We start from the raw sequence: 16445 nt of genomic DNA on the forward strand, positions 1-16445 counted from the left end.
GACGTGGCAGTGGTGGCTGGTCTACCGGGACAGGAACGGCCAACTCACCGCTCGCAGCGGCCAACTCACACACCGGAACGGCCAACTCGCCGGGCACGCGGGTGAGTTGGCCGCTGCGGTTGGTGAGTTGGCCGCTGCGGCTGGTGAGTTGGCCGCTGCGGGCCACCAGCCGCGGCAGGCCGGCCAGCCGGGTTTTGCCAGGTCGCGCGCACAAGTGTCCCTGTTGTGCTAGACGTTGCGCCGGTACTGACCGCCGACCTCGAAGAACGCCTCCGTGATCTGACCGAGCGAGCACACCCGCGCGGCATCCATCAGCACCCCGAACAGGTTGCCGCCGCGGGTGGCCGCCTCGCGCAACGCCTTCAGCGCCTGCTGGGCCTCCTCGTGGTGGCGGTGCTGGAAGTCCGCGAGGCGGTCCAGCTGGGACTTCTTCTCGTCCTCCGTGGCCCGCGCGAGCTCGACCTCGACCTCGTCCTCCGCCGAACGCGGGTTGCGGAACGTGTTGACACCGATGATCGGCAGCGAGCCGTCGTGCTTCTTGCGCTCGTACAAGATCGATTCGTCCTGGATCTTGCCGCGCTGGTAGCCGGTCTCCATCGCGCCGAGCACGCCGCCGCGCTCGCTGATCCGGTCGAACTCGGCCAGCACGGCCTCCTCGACCAGGTCGGTCAGCTCGTCGATGACGAAGGAACCCTGCAGCGGGTTCTCGTTCTTCGACAGGCCCCACTCCTTGTTGATGATCATCTGGATGGCCATCGCGCGGCGCACCGACGACTCCGACGGCGTCGTGATCGCCTCGTCGAACGCGTTGGTGTGCAAGGAGTTCGCGTTGTCGTACAGCGCGCAGAGCGCCTGCAGCGTGGTGCGGATGTCGTTGAAGCTCATCTCCTGCGCGTGCAGCGACCGGCCCGACGTCTGCACGTGGTACTTCAGCTTCTGCGACCGCTCGTTCGCGCCGTAGCGCTCGCGCATCGCCACCGCCCAGATCCGGCGCGCCACCCGGCCGAGCACCGAGTACTCCGCGTCCATGCCGTTGGAGAAGAAGAACGACAGGTTCGGCGCGAAGTCGTCGATGTCCATGCCGCGCGCGAGGTACGACTCGACGTAGGTGAAGCCGTTGGACAGCGTGAACGCCAGCTGCGAGATCGGGTTCGCCCCGGCCTCGGCGATGTGGTAGCCGGAGATCGACACGGAGTAGAAGTTGCGGACGCCGCGCTCGATGAACCACTCCTGGATGTCGGCCATCATCCGGAGGCTGAACTCGGTCGAGAAGATGCAGGTGTTCTGGCCCTGGTCCTCCTTGAGGATGTCGGCCTGCACCGTGCCGCGGACGTTGCGCAGCACCCACTCGCGCAGCTCGGCGGCTTCGGCGTCGGACGGCTCGCGCCCGTGCTCGGCCTTGAACGCCTCGACCTTCTGCTCGATCGCCGTGTTGAGGAAGAAGGCGAGGATCGTCGGCGCCGGGCCGTTGATGGTCATCGACACCGACGTGTTCGGCGCGGTCAGGTCGAAGCCGTCGTAGAGGACCTTCATGTCGTCGAGCGTCGCGATGGACACCCCCGACGTGCCGACCTTGCCGTAGATGTCGGGGCGGGTGTCGGGGTCGTGGCCGTAGAGCGTCACCGAGTCGAACGCCGTCGAGAGCCGCTTGGCCTCCGAGTCGGCCGAGAGCAGCTTGAACCGGCGGTTGGTGCGGAACGCATCGCCCTCGCCGGCGAACATCCGCGCCGGGTCCTCCCCGTCGCGCTTGAACGGGAACACGCCAGCGGTGTACGGGAAGTAGCCGGGCAGGTTCTCGCGGCGCAGGAACGACAGCAGCTCACCGGACTCGGTGTAACGCGGGAGGGCGACGCGCGGGATCCGGTTGCCGGACAGCGTGTCGCGCCACAGCTGCGTGCGCAGCTCCTTGTCGCGGATCTTCACGACCAGCTCGTCCTGGCGGTACTCCTCCGCCAGCACGCGGAAGCGGTCCAGGAGCTTTGTCGACTCGCCATCCACATCGGACTCGGCGGCGGCGAGGAGGCCGTCCAGCGCGTCGGTGGAGGCGTCCACCTTGGACAGCTCGTCGCGCGCCAGCGCCAGCGCCTCGTGCTTGCGGATCGCGGCGACCTGCTGCACGGTCGTCGCGTGGTAGCCGCGCACGGTGTCCGAGATTTCGGCCAGGTACCGGGACCGGTTGCCCGGGATGATCGTCGAGGCGTCCGTCGAGACCTTGCCCTCGACCCGCGACAGCGTCCCCGCGGACACGCCGAGGCCCCGCTCGGCGAGCATCCCGCGCAGGTGCTGGTACAGCGCGGTGACGCCGTCGTCGTTGAACTTGGCCGCGCTCGTGCCGTACACCGGCATGTCCTCCGGACCCGACGAGAACGCCTCGCGGTTGCGCACCAGCTGGCGCGCGACGTCGCGGCGGGCGTCCTCGGCGCCGCGGCGTTCGAACTTGTTGATCGCGACGACGTCGGCGAAGTCGAGCATGTCGATCTTCTCCAGCTGTGACGCGGCGCCGAACTCCGGCGTCATCACGTACAGCGACTCGTCCACGAAGTCGACGATCCCGGCGTCACCCTGGCCGATGCCCGGCGTCTCGACGATCACCAGGTCGAAGCCGGCGGCCTTGCAGGCCAGGATCGACTCGCGCAGCCCGGCCGGGATCTCGCCCGAGGTCGTGCGCGTCGCCAGCGACCGGAAGTAGACCGGAGAGCCGTCGAGGCAGTTCATCCGGATGCGGTCGCCGAGCAGCGCCCCACCGCCCTTGCGCCGTGACGGGTCGACGGCGAGCACCGCGATCCGCAGCTTGTCCTCCTGGTCGAGGCGGAACCGGCGGATCAGCTCGTCGGTGAGCGACGACTTGCCCGAGCCGCCGGTGCCGGTGATGCCCAGCACGGGTACCTCGCGCTTGCCCGCGGCCTCGGTGAGGCCACCCAGCAGGTCACCGGACAGCTGCCCGGCCTGCACCTGGGTGATGACGCGCGAGAGCGCCGCGACGTCCCCGGAGAGCACCTTGTCCAGCGCCGGGGCTTCGGCCGCGAGGTCGACGTCGCAGGCCTTGATCATCAGGTTGATCATGCCCGGCAGGCCCATCTCGTAGCCGTCCTCGGGCGAGAAGATGCGGGCGACGCCACGCGAGTGCAGCAGCTCGATCTCCTCGCGCACGATCACCCCGCCCCCGCCGCCGAAGACCTTGATGTGGCCGGCGCCGCGCTCGCGCAGCAGCTCGACCAGATAGGAGAAGTACTCGACGTGCCCGCCCTGGTAAGCCGAGATGGCGACACCCTGGACGTCCTCGGCAATGGCCGCGGTGGCCACCTCGTCGACCGACCGGTTGTGGCCGAGGTGGACGACCTCCGCGCCCTGTGACTGCAGGATCCGCCGCATGATGTTGATCGACGCGTCGTGCCCGTCGAAGAGGCTCGACGCGGTCACGAAGCGGACGGGGTGCACGGGGCGGTACAGCTCACTGCTCATCCCTCCAAAATACTTTGACTTCCTACTATTGGAAACCCGAGGACCAGTGACGCAGCTCTCAGGGCAGCGCGGGAGAACCTTGACACCCACCAGCTCGGCCTATATTTAAGGAGTTCGTTAATTAACAGGATGGTGAAATGACCGACACGCTGAGCCGCACGTTCTCGGCGCTCGCCGACCCGACCCGGCGCGCCATCCTCGCGCGCCTCTCGGCCGGCGAAGCGACGGTGAACGAGCTCGCCGAGCCGCTCCCGATGAGCCTGCCCGCGGTGTCCCGGCACCTGAAGGTGCTCGAGGAGGCCGGGCTGATCACCCGCGGCCGCACCCGCCAGTGGCGGCCCTGCCGGCTGGAGGCCAAGCCCCTGGAAGACGTCGCCGGCTGGGTCGCCGGCTACCGGCAGTTCTGGGACGGCGGGTTCGACGGCCACGACGAGGGCTGGACCTCCAGCTTCGAGAACCTGACCGGCTTCATCCGAGGAAAGGACGCCCGATGACCGCCACCCTGCCCGAGATCGTCTCCCCCGAGGAATGGCAGGCCGCGCGCGACGCGCTGCTCGTCAAGGAGAAGGAGCTCATGAAGGCGGCCGACCACCTCGCCGCCGAACGCCGCCGGCTGCCGATGGTCCCCTTCGGCAAGCCTTACGAGTTCGAGTCGGCCGAGGGGAAGCGGAGCCTGCTCGACCTGTTCGACGGGCGCCGCCAGCTGATCGTCTACCACTTCATGCTGCACCCGGGCGACAAGGCGGGGTGCCCCGGCTGCTCGCTGGTCCTCGACAACCTGCCGCACCTGGCCCACCTGCACGCCCGCGACGTCACGCTGAAGGTCGTCGCGCCGGCGACCTTGGCCGAGATCGAGCGGTACAAGGCGCGGATGGGCTGGGACGTGCCGTGGGTGTCCGCGCACGGCAGCGACTTCACCGAAGACTGCGGCGTCGGCGCGGGCTTCGGCGTCAGCGTGTTCCTGCGCGACGGCGACGACGTCCACCGGACCTACTTCACCACCGGACGCGGCGGCGAGATGTTCCTCTCGTCGCACCGCTACCTCGACATCACGCCGCTGGGCCGCCAGGAAGCGTGGGAAGAGGAGAGCCGCGGCGACGACGGGCCCAGCTCGTGGTGGCGGCGTCACGACGAGTACTGAAAGATTCTTTCGCCGGTCGTGTCCGGTCGGCGGCCGCGGCTCCGACCTCCTGCCGTCAGACCCGACAGTGTCTGGCCCCTGACAGAGGAGACGGAAATGCGCGAGATCGTCTACATGGTCCACACTTCGCTCGACGGCTGCATCGAGGGTCCGAACGGCGAGTTCGACTGGCCGGTCATGGGCTCCGAGCTGTCCGCCTACTCGCAGGAGGTGAGCGCGCGCTCCGGCGAGTTCGCCTACGGGCGGAAGGTCTGGGAGATGATGTCCGCGTACTGGCCGGAGGCCGAGTCGATCTCCGACCACCCGCACGACATCGCGTTCGCGCCCGTCTGGCGGGCGACGCCGAAGGTCGTGTTCTCGCGGACGCTGGAGAAGGCGGACTGGAACACCCGCGTCGTCGGCGGCGACCTGACCGAGGCGGTGGCGTCCCTGAAGGCCGAACCGGGCAAGGACCTGCTGCTCATGGGCGGCGCGGAGCTGGCCGCCGAGCTCACCGCCCGCGGCCTGATCGACGAATACCAGGTGTTCGTGCACCCGGTCGTCCTCGGCGGCGGCAAGCGCCCGTTCGCCGAGGGCACCGCGCGGCTCGGCCTGGAGCTGGCGGAGGCGCGCACCTTCGACGGCCAGGTCGTGCTGCTGCGCTTCCGCCGTGCGTGACCGGCGCCGGGCCCGGGCTCGTCCCGGGCCCCCGGGCGCCGCCAGTGTCAGCGCGCGTTGGCCGCCCGCAACGCGATCCACTGCCGCATGGCGTACTCGACCAGCGTGATCAGCGTCTGCTTGGTCGACTCGCGATCCCGCGCGTCACAGCGGACGATCGGGATGTTCGGGTCGATCGACAGTGCCTCGCGGACGTCGTTGATGTCGTGCTCCAGCACGCCGTCGAACGTGTTGACGCCGACGATGTACGGCAGCCCGCGGTCCTCGAAGAAGTCGATCGGCGCGAACGAGTCGGCCAGCCGGCGCGTGTCGGCCAGCACCACCGCGCCGATGGCGCCGCGGACCAGGTCGTCCCACATGAACCAGAACCGCTGCTGCCCGGGCGTGCCGAACAGGTAGAGGATCAGGTCCGCGTCCAGCGACACCCGGCCGAAGTCCATCGCCACCGTGGTCGTCGACTTGTTCGGGGTGTGGTCGAGGTTGTCGACCCCGACGCTGGCGTCGGTCATCATCGCCTCGGTGGTCAGCGGCACGATCTCCGACACCGACCCCACGAAGGTCGTCTTCCCCGCACCGAAGCCGCCAGCCACCACGATCTTGGCGGATGTCATGGTCGGGGGCGCGGTGTCCCGCGGTGCCTTAAAGCCGACGGAGTCCACTCAAAACCCTTTCCATCAACACCAGATGTGCCTCGGCGCCGTCATTGCCCGTAATCGTCTTGTGCACCGTGACCAGCCCCGCGTCGGCCGCGTCGCTGATCAGTACCCGGGCCACCCCCAGAGGCACCCGCAGCGCCGACACGATCTCGGCGACCGAACGGGGGGTCCGGCACTCTTCCATGATCGAGATGCACTCGATCTGCTCCACGGCCACTTCGGGGAAGCCACCGGTGGCAGCGTAGTCCTTCGCGGAGATCAGTGTCTCCAGCTCCAGGGCGTAATTGGCCCGGGTGCGGCCGCCGGTCAGCGCGTAGGGCCGGACGATCGCCGTCAGCTCCTCCGGCGCGGGCGGCTGTTCGAAGACCGCGGGCATCACGAATTCGCCGCTGGGCGGGCCCGGATCGAACAAACCGCCTGGTCTGGGGCTGTCCCCGTCGGTACTGCCGGGTGGCGAGACTAAAGAGGTCACACGATCTCCTTGGTCGGCCGACGGCGCGGGCGCCGGCGGATCCGCGGCCGGGGATGCACCGGCGGCCGGGGGTGGCGGGGACTCCTTGCTCTTCTTGCGCTTCCGGCGGGCACGGCCGGAATCCAGCGTGAACCCGTTGAGGACGTCGGCGAACGTGCCGTCGTCCCCACGCCCGCCGGGGCTGTGCCCCGCGGGTGGTTCGCCGTTGAATCCGGACCCCGTGCTCATCGCGCCATCATCCCACCGGTTCGCCGATCAGCGACCCCCCGGAGCCCTGGAGCTGAGCGCGCAGCTCCGGGGTGAGGATCTGGCCGACCCGGTCGACCAGCATCGTCATCTCGTAGGCGACCTGCCCGATGTCGCAGTTGGGGGCGGCGAGCACGGCCAGGCAGGAGCCGTCGCTGATCGACATCAGCACCATGATCCCCAGCTCCATCTCGACGACGGTCTCGTTGACCGCGCCGGCTTCGAAGCAGCGGGCCGCGCCCTGGGTGAGGCTGACCAGCCCGGAGGCGACCGCGGCGAGCTGGTCGGCCCGGTCCAGCGGAAGCCGGTTCGACGCGGTCAGCAGCAAGCCGTCCGCCGAGACGACCACGGCGTGGGCCACACCGGGCACCCGCTCCGCGAAGTCGTTCACCAGCCAGCCGAACTGGTTCTGCGTCGGCTGAGCACTACTCGGCGAGGTCATTCACCCTCCAAGGTCTCGTGGTTGGTCTCGGCCGCCTGTGCGGTGCGGTGGCGTCCGCGCTCGATGCCCTGCTGGAAACTCCGCAGGCGGCCGCGCACGTCGTGTGCGTCCCGTTGTGGTCGGGGGGCCGTGGCCCCGGTGGACGATCCGGCACTGCCCGGAAGCAACTGCTCCCCGCGACGGCGCCGGGGCAATCCTGCCGAAGTGAAGGTGGAGGGTGCCGACTGGGACACCGCTTGCACCGCACGCCAGCCGTCGTCCGTGCCGAAATCCCACTCGGTGGTGGCTTCGACCGCGGACTCTTCGCTGCGCGGGACCGGGGTCTCCGGGGCCTTCCTGCCGGGCAGCGAGGACGGCGGGGAAACGGGACGGCCGTTGGCGACCGGCAGCTGCCCGGACTCCTGGAAGACGTCCGGGCGCCGGCGGGTGGGCTGCGGGAGGGGCGGCTGCGGGAAGGCGCCGGAAGTGGACCCGTTCGCGGCCGGCCGGCGGCTGGGGAGCACGCCGCCCGCAGGCGGCCGGGGGCCGGGCCGGGGTGCCTTGCCCGGCTGCGGGGTGACTGCGGGTGCCTGCGGGACGGCCGCGGCTGCTTGCCGAGCCGTACCCGGCTGCGGCGCGGGCTCCTGCTGAGCCGCCGCGGACTGCGGCGCGGGCGGTTGCTGCGATGCGGGCGGTTGCTGCGATGCGGACGGCTGTGGCACGGGTGCCTGCCGCGCGGCCGCAGGCTGCGATGCGGGCGGTTGCTGAGCCGTGCCCGACTGCGGCGCGGCCTGCTCCGAGGCCGGTTCCTGCTCGGCGCCCGGCTGCTGTGACGCTTGCGCATTCGGCGAGCCCGCCACCTGCTGTGTGGCCGCCGGACCTGCCGCCTGCTGCGCCGGACCCGTGGTGGCCGCAGCACCACCGGCCGCCGGCTGCGCCGCCGCCCCCTGCTCGGCCGTCGGCTGCGCCGCCGCCTCCTGCTGCCCCGCGGACTGGGCCGTGCCGAGCCCCTGCACCGCCGATGTCCCCGGTGTCCCCGGTGTCGGCTGGGCCGGGCGGGATCGCTGGGCCGCGGCCTGGCGGGCCTGGCGGCGGCCGCGGGTCACGCCCTGCTGGAAGCTGCTCAAGCGGCCGCGGACGTCCGCCGGGTCGCGGACCGGGAGGTCCGGGCCGGCCGGGGCCGGCTTGGGGGTCGCCGCCGGGGAGTGCGGGGTGGCGCTGCCCGGGAGGAGCTGCTCGCCGCGGCGGCGGCGCGGGAGACCCGCCTCCGTGAACGCCGTCGGCTCGGCCTTCGTCACCTCCTGGACCGTGCGGAAGTTCTCGTCGCTCGCGAAGTCCCAGCTGCGGCGCTCTTCCGGCGGCGTCTCGGGGGAAGCGGCGGCCGGTTCCTCCTCCGCGGCCGGCTTGTCCTCGCGGAACCACGCCGACAGCATCTCGTCGAAGATCGGCGTCGTCTCGGACCGGTCCGGTGCCGGGGCCGGCGGGGGCGGCTCCTTCCCCGCGGTCGCCTCCTGCCACCAGTCGCTGAGCGTGGTCTCGTTGGCCGTGAACAGGTCCTTGCCCGCCGGCAGGTCGTCGCCGCGCGGAGGCGGGCTCTGCGGCACGGGCAGCACCGCGGGCACCTGCGGCAAGGCGGGGCGCTGCGGCGGGACGTCGCCGTCCTTCTCGATCGGGGCGAACAGGGCCGTCCCGGAGATCTCCAGGTCCGACGGCGGGCGCACGCCGGACAGGCCGGCCAGGTCGCTCGCCGACGGCCACCGCTCCTCGCCCATCGCCGGCTGCTGCGGCACCAGCGGCCGCGGGCGGCTCGCGCCGTTGACCGGGCGGCGCGGCAGCTGGTTGCCCGCCGCCGGGCTCGCCGGGTGCTGCTGCAGAGAGCCGATCGGGCCGGTCGCCGGGCCGTCGGTCACCGGCATCACCAGCTCCGGCGGGACCACGACCGTGGCGCGGACGCCGACGATGTCCCGGCCGCCGTGCAGCGACACCCCGATCCGGTGCCTGCTGGCCAGCCGGCCGACGACGAACAGGCCCATCCGGCGCGACGTCACCAGGTCGACCGACCCGGCCTCGGTCAGCCGGGTGTTCGCCTCGATGACCTCGCACTCGGTCATCCCGATGCCCTTGTCCAGGATGTCGATGTGGAGCGAGCCGTCCTCGCCCAGCCGCGACGCCACGGTCACCGTGGTCTCCGGCGCGGAGAACGCCGTGGCGTTGTCCAGCAGCTCGGCGACCAGGCGCATCAGGTCGCTCGCCGCGTAGCCGACGATCCGGGCCGGGGGTGGCGGCTGCACCTGGACGCGCTGGTACTGCTCGATCTCCGACACCGCGGCACGCAGCATGTCGGTGGTGCCGACCGGCTTCCCGGACCGGCGGCCCGGCTCGGCGCCCGAGAGCACCATCAGGTTCTCGTTGTTGCGCCGCATCCGGGTGGCGAGGTGGTCGAGCTGGAACAGCGTCGCCAGCTGGTCGGCGTCCTCTTCGTCCCGCTCGAGCTGCTCGATCAGCTGCAGCTGCCGCTGCACCAGGCTCTGGCTGCGCCGCGAGAGGTTGACGAAGACGCTGCCGTAGCCGGTGCGCATCGCGGCCTGCTCGGTCGCCAGCCGCAGCGCCTGGTGGTGCACCTTGTCGAAGGCCCGCGCCACCTCGCCGACCTCGTCGTCGGTGTGCACCGGGACCGGCCGGACGTCGGTGCCCTGCGCGCGGCCCTCCTGGATGTTGCGGACCGCCTCCGGCAGCGCGGTCTCGGCGACGTCGAGGGCGCTGCGACGCAGCACCTTCAGCGAGCGCAGCAGCTGGCGGGTGATGAGGAAGACGACCGCGACGGCCAGCACCATCGCGGCGAACAGCAGCACCGCGAGCAGGCCGGCACCGCTGCTGGCGTCGTCGACCAGGTCCGCCGCCGTCTGCGCCGCCGACGCGCCGAGCCGGTCGGCGATCGAGCCGATCTGCGTGCGCATCGCCGCGGAGGCGGTGGTCCAGTCCGCGGCCGGCAGGGCACGGAACGCGTCGTCCACCGCGCCGCTCTGCGCGTTCAGCACCGTCTCGACCATCCGGGCCCGGCTCTGCGCCTGCGTGCCTTCCGCGATCGCCGCGAAGTCGCGCTGCAGCGTGTCACCCGCCGCCGACCGGAAGTCGACGAGCCGGTCGGCGAGCCGCAGCTCGGCGGCGCGCAGGGTGGCCAGCTCGCTCGGCGTCAGCCCGCCCCGGCCGACGCCGTAGGAGACGAGGGCCTCGCTGAGCGACACCTGCTCGCCGGCGACCAGCAGTTCGTGCAGCCCGGCGGGCGTGCCGCCGAGGGTGCCGTCGCCGGCCCCCGCGGTGGCCGCGGTGTCGAGGCTGATGAGCGAGCCGGTGACCGCGGAGTACGCCGTGATGGCCTGACCGGGGTCGAGCTGGCCGCCGTCGACCTGGCGGCGCAGGAAGGAGAGGTTGCCGACCTGTGCGGAGGCGGTACCCGCCGCCCCGGAGACGCCGGGCTCGGCTTCGGACGCGCGGGCCTGCTCCGCGGTGAACGGGCCGGTCGCGGCGTCGGTGGCCTTGCGCGCCGCGGCCAGCTCGGGGGTGCCGCCGACGGTGCCCTCGGTCAGCATCGCCGCGGTGACCGTGCGCTCCTGCTGGAGGGCGGCGGTCAGGGTGCGCACCCCGCCGCCGAGCGCGACCAGCCGGTCGAGCCGCTGGTACTCGTCCGAGCGGCCGACCTGGGCGGCGATCGTCGCGACGCCCAGGACGAGCGCGAGGACGATGGGCACGACCGTGACGGCCGAAAGCTTGACGGGCAGGCTCCAGTCGCGCCACTGCACCAGCGCGCGCCACACGGCCTTCCCCTTCGACCGCCGGGGCGCTCGGCCGAGCAGCTCCCCGACGGGCACCTGACCTTCTCCTGCAACGGTCACGTGAGTGACTCCCTGTCCGGCGTCATGGATCCGCGTCGGCGGCGCGGCGTCCCGGAGCGCGACGGGCTTGCGGACGGCCGTGCCGTCCCCGCCCTGCCGCTTCCCCGGCGCCCTCGCTCGGCCCCGGCCGCCCCGCCGTCCGCGCGCCCGTCGCCGGGCAGGCACCGCTTCGCGATCCCGCGCCCGGGGCGCTGCTGCCCGGGACTATGCACGTGCATGTCGCAAGTTGCGTTGTGCACGGTGATCGAGATCAACTTTATCGGTGCCAATCGATCGCTGCGGTCAGCTGGGCCAAAGAATCGTACCCCCGATGCCGTGCCGGTCAATTGTGTTCCCCGTTCGGGCGCTGACCTGCGAAAAGTGTATTCGCGACCGTCCACCGCCCAGGACATTCCAGCCTCACCGCCACCGAAGAGGGAATTCCGGTTACCGGACTGCGGGCCACTCGCATCCGGCTGTCACCCGATTAGCCCAGGCAGGGTAGCAGCATCCCTCGGTCGATCTACACTCCGTACCACCAACGGGTGGGTCAAGTCTCAAGATGCGCCCGATGTTGTGGCGTTGCGCGTTCCCCGGCCCCGACCTGGTGATTTCTTTCGGAACCCTACGCTGACCAGTGGATCTTCGCCGCCCTTACGCTACCCGAAGCCACCCGCGAGCAGGATCAAGCTCGGCATTCGACTACTTTTGGTGACCACCTCGGCGAGACGACCAGCGTCGTTACCCCGTTTGCCGTAGTCCACTTCACCCCCGACAACGTCCCGTCACAATTCTTTTCCGCATTACGGACGTTCTCCACACCGCGTTGTCGCCGGTCACCCATTCGACGCGATCGACGGGAAAACGAATACCGTCTCCCGAACCGACCGGACGGTCCGGCCGCCTTCGGCACCCGCCGGATGGCGTAGTTACGATGTGCCCTCGCAGTCCGCAAGGGCGGCCCGGCGCCCTGCCCGCAGGCGCCCGGGGCCCGCCGCCACGGAGGCACCTGCCGGAGGCACCATGTACGACGTAGCGCGGCCCGCGCCGGGCAACGCCCTCGAGGAGACGAGCCGGATCCCGGTCCTGCCCGCCGGTCCCGACCCGGCCGGGGACCTGCCCCGCCGGTCCGCCACCCCCTCGGGCCCCGACTACACCGCGATCCAGGCCAGCCCCGAGTTCGTCTCGCTGCGCCGCCGGTTCCGCGGGTTCGTCTTCCCGCTCAGCTTCGCCTTCTTCGCCTGGTACATGACGTACGTGCTGCTGGCCGCGTACGCGCACGAATTCATGAGCCGCAAGGTCTTCGGCCAGGTCAACGTGGCCATCCTGCTCGGCCTCGGCCAGTTCGCCAGCACCGCGCTGATCACCTGGCTCTACCTGCACTACGCGCGCCGCCGGCTCGACCCGCAGGTCGCCGAGCTTCGGGCGCGCGCGGGCCTGGTGGAAGAGAAGCGCCGATGACCGCGCTCGCCGCGGGCGGGCCGGCCGCCAGCGACCCCGTCATCAACACCGTCGTGTTCGCCCTGTTCGTGGCGATCACTCTGTACGTCGTCTACCGGGCCGGCAGCCGGAACTCCTCGACGTCGGACTACTACGCCGCGGGCAGTGCCTTCACCGGCCGCCAGAACGGCATCGCGCTCTCCGGGGACTTCCTCTCCGCGGCGTCGTTCCTCGGCATCGCGGGCGCGATCGCCGTCCACGGTTACGACGGCTTCCTCTACTCCATCGGCTTCCTGGTCGCCTGGCTAGTCGACCTGCTGCTGATCGCCGAGCTGACGCGGAACACCGGCCGGTTCACGATGGGCGACGTGATCAGCTTCCGGATGAAGCCGCGCCCGGTGCGGGCCGCGGCGGCGACGTCGACGCTGGTGATCTCGCTGTTCTACATGCTGGCGCAGATGGCGGGCGCCGGCGGCCTGGTCGCCCTGCTGCTCGACATCCACACCCGGCTCGGGCAGGCGCTGATCATCGGCGTGGTCGGCCTGGTCATGGTCGTCTACGTGCTGGTCGGCGGGATGAAGGGCACCACGTGGGTGCAGATCATCAAGGCCGGCGTGCTGATGCTGGCCGTGGTGCTGATGGCGGTGTTCCTGTTCGGCAAGTACGGCTTCAGCTTCTCGAACCTGCTCTCGGCCGCGACCGAGAAGAGCCCGCTGGGCGAGCACCTGCTGGAACCCGGCGGCTCCTACGGCAAGGACGACACCACCAAGCTCGACTTCGTGTCGCTCGCACTGGCCCTGGTGCTCGGCCTGTCCTCGCTGCCGCACCTGCTGATGCGCTTCTACACGGTGCCGAACTCCCTGGAGGCGCGTCGCTCGGTCGTCTGGGCGACGGTCTGCATGCTCATCTTCTACGCGTGCACGCTGGTGATCGGCTTCGGCGCGGCCGCCCTGGTCGGCGCGGACGAGATCAAGAGCGCCCCTGGCGGGGAGAACTCGGCGGCGCCGCTGCTGGCGCTGCACATCGGCGGGACGCTGCTGCTGGGCGTGATCGCCGCGGTGGCGTTCGCGACGATCCTCGCGGTGGTGGCCGGGCTGACGATCACCGCGTCGGCCTCGTTCGCCCACGACGTCTACGCGAACATCTTCAAGCGCGGCAAGGCCGAGCCGGCGGACGAGGTCCGGGTGGCGCGGCTGACCGCGATCGTGGTCGGCGTGCTGGCGATCGCCGGCGGGGTGCTGGCGAACGGGCAGAACGTCGCGTTCCTGGTGGCGCTGGCGTTCGCGGTGGCGGCGTCGGCCAACCTCTCGACGCTGCTGTACTCGTTGTTCTGGAAGCGGTTCAACACCACCGGGACGCTGTGGGGCATGTACGGCGGCCTGATCGCGTGCCTGCTGCTGGTGCTGTTCTCGCCGGTCGTCTCGGGCTCGCCGGACTCGATCGTCAAGGGCCTCGACTTCGCCTGGTTCCCGTTGAAGAACCCGGGTCTCGTGTCGATCCCCTTCTCGTTCCTGTGCGGGTTCGTCGGGACGCTGGTGGGCCGGCCGAAGGCGGATGCGGAGAAGCAGGCCGAGATGGAGGTCCGCTCGATGACCGGCATCGGCAGCTGATCCGCGCCGGCGGCCTGCGTCAGGCGCGCAGGCCGTCCAGGATCACGTTCAGCACGCGCCTGCCCTCGTCCGGGGTGCAGTTGCGCACGGCCATCCCGGCGCCGTGGCCGAGCCGGAGGACATCGACGCCGACGACGTCCGGGCGGACCAGCCCGGCCTCCTGCGCCGCTTCCACGAGCACTCCCGTCGCTTCGCGAAGCCGCTTCTGGCAGTACTGGAAGGTCTCCGAGCCCGAATCGATGGACTCCTTGAGGATCGTCGCCAGCTTGTGCCGCTCGACGACCCAGGTGACCTGGGCGAGCAGCCACGCTTCCAGGGCTTCCCACGGCGGCAGCTCGTCGTGCAGGACGAACGCGCGGTCGGCCAGCACCGTGATCTCGTCGCGGTAGACCGCTTCGAACAGCTTCTCCCGGGTCGGGAAGTGCCGGTAGAGGGTGCCCGCGCCGACGCCGGCCTTCTTGGCGACGTCGTCCAGCGGCACGTCGGCGCCCTGGGCGGTGAAGAGGTCCTTCGCCGTCGCGACGATGCGCTCGTAGTTGCGTCGCGCGTCCGCCCGCATCGGACGCTCGGTGTCCGGCATCCCGGCCTCCTCGCCACTTAACCGGAGAGATTCTCCGAATTCACTTGCGCATCCGGAGACGCTCTCCATATTATCGGATCGCACGCAAGCGGAGAACATCTCCGCTTCCTCTCTTACTCCTCGGGGGAGTATTCCTTGTCGCACCAAACGCTCGACCGCGCGCCCGTACCGGCGCGCCCCCACCGCGGCGGGCTGGTCCTCGCGATCATCCTGACCTGCCAGCTCATGCTCGTCCTCGACGCGACGGTGATGAACGTCGCGCTCCCGCGCATCCAGTCCGACCTGGGGTTTTCCGCCACCGGCCTGTCCTGGGTGATGACCGCGTACAGCCTCGTCTTCGGCGGCCTGCTGCTGCTCGGCGGCCGGGCGGGCGACCTGTTCGGACGGCGGCGGATGTTCGTCGCGGGCATCGTCGTGTTCACGCTCGCCTCGCTGGCCGGCGGGCTCGCCGACTCGGCCACGCTGCTCATCATCGCCCGCGTGCTGCAGGGGGTCGGCGCCGCCATGGCGGGTCCGAGCACCCTGGCGCTGGTCACGACGACGTTCACCGAGCCCAAGGCGCGGGTCCGCGCGCTGGCACTGTTCTCCGCGATGTCCAGTGGCGGCTTCGCGATCGGCCTGATCGTCGGCGGCCTGCTCACCGAGTGGATCTCGTGGCGCGCGGCGCTGTTCATCAACGTCCCGTTCGGCCTGGCGATCGCCCTGCTCGCCCCGCGGTTCGTGGCCGAGCCCGAACGCCGTCGCGCGCACCTGGACCTGCCGGGCGCGGTCACCGGCACCCTCGGCGTCGGCGCGCTCGTGTTCGCCTTCACCCACGCCGCCTCCGACGGCTGGGGCAACCCGGTGACGCTCGGCTCGCTCGCCGCCGGCCTGGTGCTGCTCGCCGGCTTCGTCGCCATCGAGGCCCGCACCGCGCTGCCGCTGGTGCCGCTGCGGCTGTTCGCCGACCGCAACCGCAGCGCGGCCTACGTCAACTTCTTCCTCGGGCCGATGGCGATGATGTCGATGTTCTTCTTCCTGACCCAGTTCATGCAGGACATCCGGCACTTCGCGGCGCTGGCGACCGGGTTCGCCTTCCTCCCGATGGCGGTGCTGATCTTCACCATGAGCCGGCTCGTGCCGCGGCTGCTCCCCCGCTACGGGCCGAAGCCCGTGGCCGTCACCGGCTCGCTGCTGATGGTCGCCGGCGTCGGCTGGCTCACCCTGCTCACCACCGAAAGCACGTACTTCCCGGCGTTGTTCGGGCCGCTGCTGCTGATGGGCCTCGGCGCCGGGCTGTCGTTCGCGCCGTTGAACGTGATCGTGATGGCGACCGTGCCGAGCGAGGACGCGGGCGCGGCGGGCGGCGTGCTGCAGACGATGCAGCAGGTCGGCAGCACGCTCGGGCTGGCCGTCCTGGTGACGGTGTTCGGTTCGGTCACCCGCTCGGCCACCACGACGGGCGCGCAGCTGACGGTCGACGGCATGACGGCGGCGTTCGCCACGGCCGCGGCGTTCGCGGCCTGCACGGTGCTGGTGGCGCTGACCTTCCGCCGCGTTACAGCTTCTGCCCGGCCTTGACCTTGTGCGTCACCCGGCGCTCGACGAGGAACGAGACGAACGGGACGCAGCCGGCCAGCAGCACGAGCACGGTGCCCTTGATCGACCAGCGGGCCTTGATCGCCAGGTCGATGGTCAGCACGAGGTAGATCATGTAGAGGACGCCGTGGATCGGCGAGTAGACCGCGGACGGCGTCGCGTTGCCGAAGGCGTACCGCAGCACCATGACGAAGCACAGGCCGAGCAAGCCGACACCGGTGACGTAGGCGGCGGTGCGGAACCGGACCAGGGGGCCGACGAGCGGCACGGCTGTCCGGGCGCCTTCGGTGCTGGTGGTCATCGGGTCGTC

13 protein-coding genes are annotated in these 16445 nt (G+C 70.9%); 6 read left to right on the top strand and 7 right to left on the bottom strand.

The genetic code is table 11. The features are described from left to right. Positions 1 to 228 precede the first annotated feature (228 nt). Positions 229 to 3462, bottom strand: coding sequence for a fused isobutyryl-CoA mutase/GTPase IcmF (gene icmF / locus ACLJQF_RS20740; protein ID WP_410610814.1), 3234 nt, complete (start codon positions 3460 to 3462; stop codon positions 229 to 231). A 137-nt stretch (positions 3463 to 3599) separates the two neighbouring features. Between icmF and ACLJQF_RS20745 the strand changes: the two genes are divergently transcribed. The 3 genes from ACLJQF_RS20745 to ACLJQF_RS20755 all read left to right on the top strand — a co-directional run bounded on the left by ACLJQF_RS20745 (position 3600) and on the right by ACLJQF_RS20755 (position 5260). Further along, positions 3600 to 3956, top strand: a complete 357-nt coding sequence (locus tag ACLJQF_RS20745; protein ID WP_410610816.1) for an ArsR/SmtB family transcription factor — start codon at positions 3600 to 3602, stop codon at positions 3954 to 3956. Continuing rightward, positions 3953 to 4603: a DUF899 domain-containing protein gene (locus ACLJQF_RS20750; protein ID WP_410610817.1), complete on the top strand. Its 651-nt coding sequence runs from the start codon at positions 3953 to 3955 to the stop codon at positions 4601 to 4603. Before ACLJQF_RS20745 ends, ACLJQF_RS20750 begins: the two co-directional genes overlap by 4 nt. Positions 4604 to 4699: 96 nt before the next feature. Then, a complete protein-coding gene (locus tag ACLJQF_RS20755; RefSeq protein WP_410610819.1) occupies positions 4700 to 5260 on the top strand; it encodes a dihydrofolate reductase family protein in 561 nt (186 codons plus the stop codon). 47 nt (positions 5261 to 5307) lie between these two features. Here the strand turns inward: ACLJQF_RS20755 and ACLJQF_RS20760 are convergent, their stop codons facing one another. Genes ACLJQF_RS20760 through ACLJQF_RS20775 form a run of 4 tightly spaced genes read right to left on the bottom strand, consistent with a single transcriptional unit; the run spans position 5308 to position 10924 of the window. After that, complete coding sequence (locus tag ACLJQF_RS20760; RefSeq protein WP_013224365.1) at positions 5308 to 5871, bottom strand: GTP-binding protein; 564 nt, start codon at positions 5869 to 5871, stop codon at positions 5308 to 5310. 28 nt (positions 5872 to 5899) lie between these two features. After that, entirely contained in the window at positions 5900 to 6616 is a 717-nt protein-coding gene (locus ACLJQF_RS20765; protein ID WP_410610821.1) for a DUF742 domain-containing protein, read from the bottom strand. A gap of 7 nt (positions 6617 to 6623) precedes the next feature. Further along, entirely contained in the window at positions 6624 to 7076 is a 453-nt protein-coding gene (locus ACLJQF_RS20770) for a roadblock/LC7 domain-containing protein (RefSeq protein WP_004561253.1), read from the bottom strand. Continuing rightward, positions 7073 to 10924, bottom strand: a complete 3852-nt coding sequence (locus ACLJQF_RS20775; RefSeq protein WP_410610902.1) for a nitrate- and nitrite sensing domain-containing protein — start codon at positions 10922 to 10924, stop codon at positions 7073 to 7075. The genes ACLJQF_RS20770 and ACLJQF_RS20775 overlap by 4 nt, the downstream gene beginning before the upstream one ends. Positions 10925 to 11950: 1026 nt before the next feature. Between ACLJQF_RS20775 and ACLJQF_RS20780 the strand changes: the two genes are divergently transcribed. Both ACLJQF_RS20780 and ACLJQF_RS20785 read left to right on the top strand, forming a co-directional pair. After that, positions 11951 to 12388, top strand: a complete 438-nt coding sequence (locus ACLJQF_RS20780; RefSeq protein ID WP_410610823.1) for a DUF485 domain-containing protein — start codon at positions 11951 to 11953, stop codon at positions 12386 to 12388. Next, positions 12385 to 13977, top strand: a complete 1593-nt coding sequence (locus ACLJQF_RS20785) for a cation acetate symporter (RefSeq protein WP_410610824.1) — start codon at positions 12385 to 12387, stop codon at positions 13975 to 13977. Before ACLJQF_RS20780 ends, ACLJQF_RS20785 begins: the two co-directional genes overlap by 4 nt. Positions 13978 to 13996: 19 nt before the next feature. On the opposite strand, the gene ACLJQF_RS20790 is transcribed toward ACLJQF_RS20785, so the two are convergent. Beyond that, on the bottom strand, positions 13997 to 14557 hold the full coding sequence (locus ACLJQF_RS20790; protein ID WP_410610826.1) for a TetR/AcrR family transcriptional regulator: 561 nt from the start codon (positions 14555 to 14557) through the stop codon (positions 13997 to 13999). 135 nt (positions 14558 to 14692) lie between these two features. Between ACLJQF_RS20790 and ACLJQF_RS20795 the strand changes: the two genes are divergently transcribed. Beyond that, a complete protein-coding gene (locus ACLJQF_RS20795) occupies positions 14693 to 16117 on the top strand; it encodes an MFS transporter (RefSeq protein WP_410610828.1) in 1425 nt (474 codons plus the stop codon). Here ACLJQF_RS20795 and ACLJQF_RS20800 read toward each other — a convergent pair. Beyond that, positions 16095 to 16436, bottom strand: coding sequence for a DUF3817 domain-containing protein (locus tag ACLJQF_RS20800; protein WP_410610829.1), 342 nt, complete (start codon positions 16434 to 16436; stop codon positions 16095 to 16097). The genes ACLJQF_RS20795 and ACLJQF_RS20800 overlap by 23 nt on opposite strands. Positions 16437 to 16445: the final 9 nt, after the last annotated feature.

Origin of the sequence: Amycolatopsis sp. lyj-109 (assembly GCF_046548995.1) — a bacterium.
Lineage (GTDB): Bacteria > Actinomycetota > Actinomycetes > Mycobacteriales > Pseudonocardiaceae > Amycolatopsis.